The organism is Bradyrhizobium sp. MV1.5 (assembly GCF_055807615.1).
Map to the genome: position 1 here is coordinate 13,470 of NZ_JBVVPL010000051.1, position 8,558 is coordinate 22,027.

The following is an 8,558-nucleotide window of genomic DNA, read 5'->3' on the forward strand; positions in this document are numbered from 1 at the left end:
CCCCCGGCCCCCCCCCCCCTATTTCCTTTTCTGCCCGCCTCCCACCAAAAAACCTGTCGCCCCCGGGGTTTTTTTTTTTTTTTTCTCGCCCACGCCCCCAAATGACGGGCGGCTTCTTTCTTGCTTTGGTTTTCTTGCTATAGTTCGATTCAGCCCCAGCAACCCGGCGTCGAACAATGCAATCCATCCAATCCCCACCCTCCGTCGCGACCGAGTCCTTTTCCGACGCTGGCCTCGCCGTCTCTCGCCTCGAAGAGATCTACGAGCGCAACACGAAATTCCTGCGTGACCGGTTCGAAGCTTACGTCAACGGCGAGGCGATCACGACGCGGGTGCGGGCTTTCTACCCCTTCGTCCGTGTCACCACCGCGACGCATGCGCGGCTGGATTCGCGTCTCGCCTACGGCTTCGTCGCGCGGCCCGGCGTGCACGAGACCAGCGTTACGCGCCCGGATCTGTTCCGGACCTATTTCACCGAGCAGATCGGACTGTTGATCCAGAACCACGGCGTCCCGGTCGAAATCGGCGAGTCCAGCGAACCGATCCCCGTTCACTTCGCCTATCGCCGCGACATCAACATCGAAGCCGCCATCACCACCAGCGAGAACTCGCCCGTCACACGGTCGCTGCGCGATGCGTTCGACGTGCCCGATCTGGCCACCATGGACGATGCCATTGCCGACGGCACTTTCGAGCTTCAGCCCGGCGCGCCCGAGCCGCTGTCGCTGTTTCGGGCAGCTCGTGTCGACTACTCGCTGCGCCGGCTCTACCACTACACGGGCACGGATCCAGAGCATTTCCAGAACTTCGTGATCTTCACCAACTACCAGTTCTATGTCGACGCGTTCGCGCAGCTCTGCCAGCAGCGGCTTCAGGCTGGCGAGGCCGGCCTCGATGCCTTCGTTGCTCCAGGCAACGTGATCACGCGCAGCGGCGGCACGACGACGGGCGTTCCGCCCGCGCGCACGCCGCAGATGCCAGCCTTCCATCTGGTCGCGCCCGGCTATCGCGGCATCACGCTGATCAACATCGGCACCGGTCCGTCGAACGCGCGTAACGTCACCGACCATGTCGCCGTGCTGCGGCCCCATGCCTGGCTGATGCTCGGCCATTGCGCGGGCCTGCGCAACACGCAGCGGCTCGGCGACTACGTGCTCGCCCATGGCTATGTGCGCGAGGACCATGTGCTCGATCGTGAATTGCCGCTGTGGGTGCCGATCCCGGCGCTGGCGGAGATGCAGGTGGCGCTCGAGGAGGCGGTCGAGGACGTCACCGGGCTCGAAGGGTTCGAGCTCAAGCGCCTGATGCGCACCGGCACCGTCGCGAGCGTCGACAACCGCAATTGGGAGATCAGCGGGCCCGATGTCATTCGCCGCTTGTCGCAATCGCGCGCGGTTGCGCTCGACATGGAATCAGCCGCGATTGCCGCCAACGGCTACCGCTTTCGCGTCCCCTACGGCACGCTGCTGTGCGTCTCCGACAAGCCTCTGCACGGCGAGATCAAGCTCGCAGGCATGGCTAGCGAATTCTACCGCCGCCGCGTCGGCCAGCATCTCGAGATTGGCTTGAAGGCGCTGGAACGGCTCAAGCAGCAGGAATCCGAGCGACTGCACTCGAGAAAGCTCCGCAGTTTCGCCGAAGTTGCGTTCCAGTAGGCGAAGGGTCGCCTTTGCTGCTGACAAGCAGCGGGATTTTCGGCATTTTCGGCGCGGGGGTCGACCGGGACGACTTGATGCCACTCATGCGCGACAGGATCATTGGCCATGATCTCGAACGGCTCGCCTTTCGCTTCACCATGCTGAACGACGGCGAGGTCGTGCAGTGCCAGATCAGCGACGCCGCGATGGACGGGCTTGCGGGCATGCAGGGCACCGAAAGCAGCGCGCGGCAGGCCCAGTTCTTGTCGCTGCGCGAGACCATCGAGCGGCTCGCCTCAGACCTCTACGACGAGGCGCCGCGGGTCAGGGGACATGTGGTGCGGATCTTTACGCGACATTTGCAGCGGTAGTTCCGCTCCAGTCTCCGCCGTTATGCCCCGGAGCAGTTCATCGGGTGGTCAAGATCTGGTCCTGCCGGCTTGCCTTCCCGCCGGCAGCCATTCCGATGATCGTCAATTTCTCTAAAGCATTCGCTAACCAAGCAAGCTTTTCGCGGCAATCTTAAGACCTGCGAAACCAGACGTTATACGACTATGAATTGATGACCCGTAGAGATTAGGTCACGAAAATGGAGCCTCACGAGTGATCGCGTGACAAAGGACATTGTTGGAATCGACGCGATCCGCGGGCCCGGTCATGACGTCAACCCGGACAAGACGCCGCCAAACAGTTGGCGGCTCGCAATTGCCGTAGCGATCGGATGCGGACTCGTGGGCCTTGCGCTCCGCTACTTTGCCCGGAAGCACGCGACCGACGACGCCATTCAGCATCTGATCCCCTGGTATGTCTTTGCGCGCGATCACGGTGTCGCCGGGCTGGCCGAGGCCTTTACCAACTACACGCCGTTCTACAGCTATCTCCTGCTGATTGCCGCCCGATTTGATTGGCTAGGCGAGCCACTTTCCCATGTGAAAGCGATCTCGGCAGTGTTCGAGTTGGGCTGCGCGACCGTTGTGGCCCAGATCGTCTGGCGCGCGACAAGGCTACCATTGCGCGCCTCCCTGGCCTTCTGCGCTATCTGGCTCGCACCGACGGTGATCTTCAACGGCGCAATGTGGGCGGAGAGTGATTCGATCTGGACCTTCTTTACGTTGGTTTCCGTGGCGCTGTTCATGCGTGACCGAAATGGCGTTGCGTCATTTGCGATGGCCTTTTCGGTGAAGGCTCAGGGCGTGTTCCTGGGACCCTTCGTGCTCGGCATGATTCTGCGCCGCAGGATCCACCTGGCATGGCTCGCCACCGTTCCCGGGATCTATCTGGTTCTCGCCATTCCGGTTGTCGTCGCCGGCAGATCCTTGGCGTCCGTGCTCGCGGTCTATTTGGACCAAGCCCATACATTCGATCGCCTCACCATGAACGCAGCGAACATCTGGGTGTTGGCCGGGGGTATGCCGTACGCGATCGGAGTTGCCGTCGGCATGGTGCTCGCGGCGGCGAGCGGGCTCGCCTTGTCGATCTTCATCGCGCGCTCTCGACGGACGGGGCCGGAGTTTATTCTGCTCGCCGCGTGTGTATCGCTGATGCTCATGCCGTATCTGCTCCCGAAGATGCACGAGCGGTACTTCTACGCGTTCGAGCTTGCGTCCATCGCCCTGGCCTGCCTCAATCCGCGCTATTTGCCCTTCGCGGTAATTGCTCAGGTTGATGGCGTGTTATCCTATCTCGCGTTCGAAGCCGGAATCGTCCTGGGCGTGCTGCCGGCGGCACTCTGCAACACCTTCCTCGTGTACTACCTCGTGCTTGATCTTTGGCGCGGCGAACGAGGATTTCGCTTTCCGAGGCTTGTCTGGCTCGGCTTCATCGTGTCGACCGCGGGATTGTTCTCGTATCTGGTCTTCGAAGGGCCCGGTTTGAGCGTATCGCCCCTGTACCTGCTCGCCACGGGTCTCGTCACAGCTGCGGCGCTGCTGCTCCTGAAACAGTCGCGTTGCGATTTGGCCGGTCCGGACCAGTTGCCTCAATCCTGAGCGTCCCGCTTCATCCAGCCATCAGCTGTCAAAGATGATCACGCTGCGCAGCGTCTTGCCGGCTTTCATGTTGGCAAAGCCTTCGTTGATCTCGGAGAGCTTGAGCTTGGCCGAGATCCAGTCTTCCAGGTGCAGCCGGCCGCGCAGATAGAAATCCACCAGCCGCGGCATGTCGACGCGAAAATGGTTCGAGCCCATCGAGGAGCCCTGGATCCTGCGCTCGCGCAGGAAATCGAAGCCATGCAGCTCGATTTTCTGGCCGAACGGAATCATGCCGACGATGGTGGCCGTGCCGCCCGAAGCGAGCATGCCGAAGGCCTGCTCGGCGGTCTCCTTGCGGCCGAGTACCTCGAAGGAATGATGCACGCCGCCATTGGTGAGATCGCGCACCTGCTTCACGACGTCGCCGTCTGCGGGGCTGATGATATCGGTGGCGCCCAGCTTGGTCGCGAGTTGGAGCTTGGCCGGATTGGTGTCGATGGCAATGATGCGACCGGCGCCCGCGATCTGCGCGCCGTTGATCGCAGCCATGCCGACACCGCCGCACCCGATCACGGCCACTGTCTCACCGGCCGTCACCTTTGCCGTGTTCACGACCGCGCCGTAGCCGGTAATGACGCCGCAGCCGATTAGCGCCGCGAGATCGAGCGGCATCTCCTTGCGGATTTTGACGATCGCGTTCTCGTGCACCAGCATCTGCTCGGCGAAGGACGAGAGGTTGAGGAACTGATGCAGCTTCTCGGAGCGGGCCCACTGCATCCGATTGGACACCCCCGGCAGCAATTTCACCGTGGTGTCGGTGCAGAGCACCGTGCGGCCCGTGGTGCAATTGTCGCAGGTGCCGCAGAACACGGACAGGCAGGTCACGACATGATCACCCGGTTTCACATAGGTGACGTCGGAGCCGACCTGTTCGACGACGCCCGCCGATTCGTGCCCGAGCACCGCGGGCAGCGGATGCGGATAAAGGCCTTCCATGAAGTGCAGATCGGAGTGGCAGAGACCTGCGACCGAGGTCCGGATCAGGACCTCGCGCGGGCCGGGCTTCGGCAGGCTGACATCCTCGATGACCAGGGGCTTGTTGACTTCATGGAGGACGGCGGCCTTCATCGAGCACTCCCTATCGCTTTTTTGCTTCGAACGCGGCTGCAGCCTACGCTGCCAGGACCAGTTCGCCAACCTCGCTCATGCCGGCATCACGATCGCCGAGCAGCAGCGCGGCGATCTTCTGCTGCGCGGCATTTTCCGTCAGCCGGAACGGATCGCTCGGCAACACCCGGTGATCGATGACCAGCCGCGACAACAACAGCCTTCGCGCATCGCCGCGCATGTCGTGAATGCGATGCGCCTCCCAAGCGAGCGCGACGGCGCTGGCGACATGATAGAGCAGGCTCGTGGCGCGGCGCGCATCGGCCTCGTTGTCGGCCTTTCCCGCGACCTCGCGTGCGAAGCCGACCGCGCGGTTGGTGAGGGTGTGCAGCCGGTCGCGCCAGGCCTGCGGCACCGAGGGGCTGTCATCGAGGCGGGCGTGCAGATCGGCGGCGAGCGCGGATTCGGCGCCGTGGCGGCCGACCGCGCGCCTCAGCGCATCGATCGCGACGATGTTGCCGGTGCCTTCCCAGACCGAACCGAGATGCGCGTCGCGGAGCAGGCGGGCGGTCGCGAATTCCTCGATATAGCCGATGCCGCCGCGCATCTCGAGCGCATCGCCGCAGACCTTTCGCGCATCGCGGGTGGCGCGGAATTTCAAGGTCGGCGTCAGGATGCGCAGCAGTGCGGCCGCATCCTGGCTGCCGGCCTCGGCGCGGTCGAGCGTGTCCGCAGTGAGGAAGCTCATCGACAACGCCTGCTCGACCGGCAACATGATCTTCAGCATCTGGCGCCGGCCCAGCGGCAGGTCGATGATGCGGTTGCCGAACACCACGCGGTTTTTCGCCACCGTCATCGCGTCATGGTAGGCCCGGCGCATCAGTGCGGTGGATTTGACACCATTTGAAAGCCGCGACGAGTTCACCATCTCGGCCATCTGCACGAAGCCGCGGTCGAGCTTGCCGACCGCGTAGGCGATCGCGCCTTCGAGCTTGATCTCACCCGAGGCCATCGAGCGCGTGCCGAGCTTGTCCTTCAGACGCACGATCCGGTAGTGGTTCTGCGAACCGTCGTCGAGGAAGCGCGGCATCAGAAACAGGCCGACGCCGCGCGTGCCGGGGCCGGCGCCTTCGGGGCGCGCCAGCAGCATAACGACTTTTGCGTCGGCGTTGGAGCAGAACCATTTTTCGCCGGAGAGGCGCCAATGGTCGCCGTCCTGCACCGCCGTCGTCGTCAGCGTGCCGACGTCGGAGCCGCCTTCCTTCTCGGTCATGAACTGGCCGCCTTGCGTCAGCTTGCTCATGTCGGTCTGGGTCAGGCCGTCGAGATATTTCGCCTTCAGCGCGTCGCTGCCGAAATTCGCGAGCAGCTTGGCGCAGCCATCGGTGACGTTGATCGGGCAACCCATGCCGAATTCGGTCTGGTTGAACAGGAAGGTGAAGGCGTGCTTGGCGACGACGGGATATTTGTCCGGCCAGCCCATGATGCCCTTGCGGATCGAGAGCGCGTGGATGCCGAACTCGCCGAAGGCCGCGTTCTCCAATTCGCGATAGGCGGGATGGTATTCGATCCACTGCACGTCGCGGCCGAACTTGTCGCGCTGGTGCAGCACCGGGGTGTGCCGGTCGGCGAGCCGCGCGCAGTCGTCGAGATGTCCGCCGGCGAGTTCACCCAGGCGATCGAGATGCGGCTCGATGTGACGGAATAGCGTCTCCGGCAGATGAATGCGCAGGAGATCGGTGAGGGCTTGGTCGGCGCGGTAGAAATTCATGCCGGTGGTGTCGGGAGCCAGCAGTCCGGATGGTGCGGCCGCGACCTGTTTTGCCTGCGCGGGGGCCGGCTTGTGCATGATCGTCCTCTTCGTTTCCGCCTTGCGGTCATTTTGCGCCGATTTGGCGCTTGCCGCTTGAGATGATGTCGATCATGCTCCAGTCGCGAAAGCGGATAAAGCCGCAAATTGTCAGGGAGGCATGATCGCCGTGAGGGAGCAATTGGCCCTGCGGAATTGTGATCGTCCCGGGTGGTTGTCCGCGCGGACCGTGCATAGATCAGCGGCTTCCCGTCTTCGAGAGATCACGTCATGGAACACCCCAAATACAAAATTGCCCTCATCGTCGGCGCCGGCGAAGGCCTGAGCGCCTCGCTGGCGCGGCTGTTGTCCGCCCAGGGCATCCGCGTCGCACTGGCCGCGCGAAAAATCGAGAAGCTTGGCGCGCTCTGCAGCGAGACCGGCGCCAAGGCCTATGCCTGCAACGCCACCGAGCCCGATGAAGTCGAGCGTCTGTTCGGCCTGGTCGAACGCGAGATCGGCACGCCCGATTTGGTCGTCTACAACGCCAGCGGCCGCGCGCGCGGGCCGTTCGTCGATCTCGTTCCGGCCGACGTGGCGAATGCCATTGCGGTCAGCGCCTATGGCGGCTTCCTGGTGGCGCAGCAAGCGGCCAGGCGCATGCTGCCGAACCAGCACGGCGCGATCCTGTTCACCGGCGCTTCGGCAAGCGTCAAGGGCTATGCGCAGTCCGCGCCGTTCGCGATGGGCAAGTTCGCACTGCGCGGGCTGGCGCAGAGCATGGCGCGCGAATTGTCGCCGCAAGGCATCCATGTCGCGCATTTCGTGATCGATGGCGGCATCAGGAGCGCAGCGCGCACGGAAGCGCCGGAGAAGCCGGATTCGATGCTCGATCCCGATGCCATTGCGGAGAGCTACTGGAACGTGCTGCAGCAGCCGCGCAGCGCCTGGAGCTGGGAGCTGGAGCTGCGGCCCTGGGTGGAGAAGTTTTGAGGCGATAAATTCACAACGACCGTCATTGCGAGCGAAGCGAAGCAATCCAGAAATGCCTCCACTGAAAACGGCTGGATTGCTTCGTCGCTTCGCTCCTCGCAATGACGAAACAGAGGGAGCGGCATGACCACGGAAACCATCATCGATACCGGCACCAGTGAACTCCTCTGCGTGATCCGCGATCGCGTCGCTTTGATCACGCTGAACCGGCCTGAGGCGCGCAACTCGCTGTCGGACGCGCTGACCCCGGCGCTGCGCACGATGATCCGCACCTGCGGCGAGAACCCCGATGTCGGCGCGCTGCTGATCACCGGCGCGGGCGAAGCGTTCTGCGCCGGCGGCAACGTCAAGGGCATGGGCGCGCATCGCGACCCGAAGAAGCTGGAGATGTCGCTGGAAGATCGCATCGCCGATCTCCAGGAGCGGCAGCGACTGCTCACCGGCGCGCTGGTGTCGGTGCGCAAGCCGACCATCGCCGCGCTGCCGGGGCCGGCGGTCGGCGCGGGGCTCGCCATCGCCATGGCCTGCGACATCCGTATTGCCGCGCAATCCGCCTTCGTGGCCACCGGCTATGCGCGCATTGCGCTCAGCGGCGATTATGGCATCGCGTGGCTGTTGACGCGCCTCGTCGGCACCGCGCGGGCGCGCGAGCTGCTGTTCACCGGCGATCGGGTCGATGCCGTCAGGTGCGAGGCCATCGGCCTCGTCAATCGCGTGGTGCCCGACGACAAATTACAGGCCGAGGCCTTTGCACTGGCGAAGTCCCTGGCCGGGGGTCCGCGCCTTGCGCTGCGCTACATGAAGGACAATCTCGACGAGGCCCTGCTGTTCGATTTCGAGACCGCGCGCGACCACGAAGCCGAACGTCTGGTGCGCCTGACCACGACCGCCGATCACAAGGAAGCGGTGCAGGCCTTCATCGAGAAGCGCAAGGCGGTGTTCACGGGGAAGTAGGGACCTGTAGCCCGGATGGAGCGAAGCGTAATCCGGGGCCGCGGGAAAGGGGGCCCCCAACCCGCGTTGGGGTGGGGGGCGAGGGGGGGGGGAAAAAAAAAAAAAAAA

The 8,558-nt window shown here is 63.8% G+C and carries 7 protein-coding genes; 5 read left to right on the top strand and 2 right to left on the bottom strand.

Annotated elements, in window-relative coordinates:
* Window positions 1-176 precede the first annotated feature (176 nt).
* The 3 genes from AC0L2J_RS30535 to AC0L2J_RS30545 all read left to right on the top strand — a co-directional run bounded on the left by AC0L2J_RS30535 (window position 177) and on the right by AC0L2J_RS30545 (window position 3,625).
* Window positions 177-1,655, top strand: a complete 1,479-nt coding sequence (locus AC0L2J_RS30535) for an AMP nucleosidase (RefSeq protein ID WP_473395481.1) — start codon at window positions 177-179, stop codon at window positions 1,653-1,655.
* 77 nt (window positions 1,656-1,732) lie between these two features.
* Window positions 1,733-2,008, top strand: coding sequence for a DUF1488 family protein (locus AC0L2J_RS30540; RefSeq protein ID WP_473395482.1), 276 nt, complete (start codon window positions 1,733-1,735; stop codon window positions 2,006-2,008).
* A gap of 240 nt (window positions 2,009-2,248) precedes the next feature.
* Entirely contained in the window at window positions 2,249-3,625 is a 1,377-nt protein-coding gene (locus AC0L2J_RS30545; RefSeq protein ID WP_473395483.1) for a hypothetical protein, read from the top strand.
* A 21-nt stretch (window positions 3,626-3,646) separates the two neighbouring features.
* Here the strand turns inward: AC0L2J_RS30545 and AC0L2J_RS30550 are convergent, their stop codons facing one another.
* Window positions 3,647-4,735, bottom strand: coding sequence for a Zn-dependent alcohol dehydrogenase (locus AC0L2J_RS30550; protein WP_473395484.1), 1,089 nt, complete (start codon window positions 4,733-4,735; stop codon window positions 3,647-3,649).
* Between the two features lie 43 nt (window positions 4,736-4,778).
* Window positions 4,779-6,563, bottom strand: a complete 1,785-nt coding sequence (locus AC0L2J_RS30555; protein ID WP_473395485.1) for an acyl-CoA dehydrogenase family protein — start codon at window positions 6,561-6,563, stop codon at window positions 4,779-4,781.
* Window positions 6,564-6,794: 231 nt separating this feature from the next.
* Between AC0L2J_RS30555 and AC0L2J_RS30560 the strand changes: the two genes are divergently transcribed.
* Both AC0L2J_RS30560 and AC0L2J_RS30565 read left to right on the top strand, forming a co-directional pair.
* Complete coding sequence (locus AC0L2J_RS30560) at window positions 6,795-7,496, top strand: SDR family NAD(P)-dependent oxidoreductase (protein ID WP_473395486.1); 702 nt, start codon at window positions 6,795-6,797, stop codon at window positions 7,494-7,496.
* 123 nt (window positions 7,497-7,619) lie between these two features.
* Entirely contained in the window at window positions 7,620-8,450 is an 831-nt protein-coding gene (locus AC0L2J_RS30565) for an enoyl-CoA hydratase (RefSeq protein ID WP_473395487.1), read from the top strand.
* Window positions 8,451-8,558 lie beyond the last annotated feature (108 nt).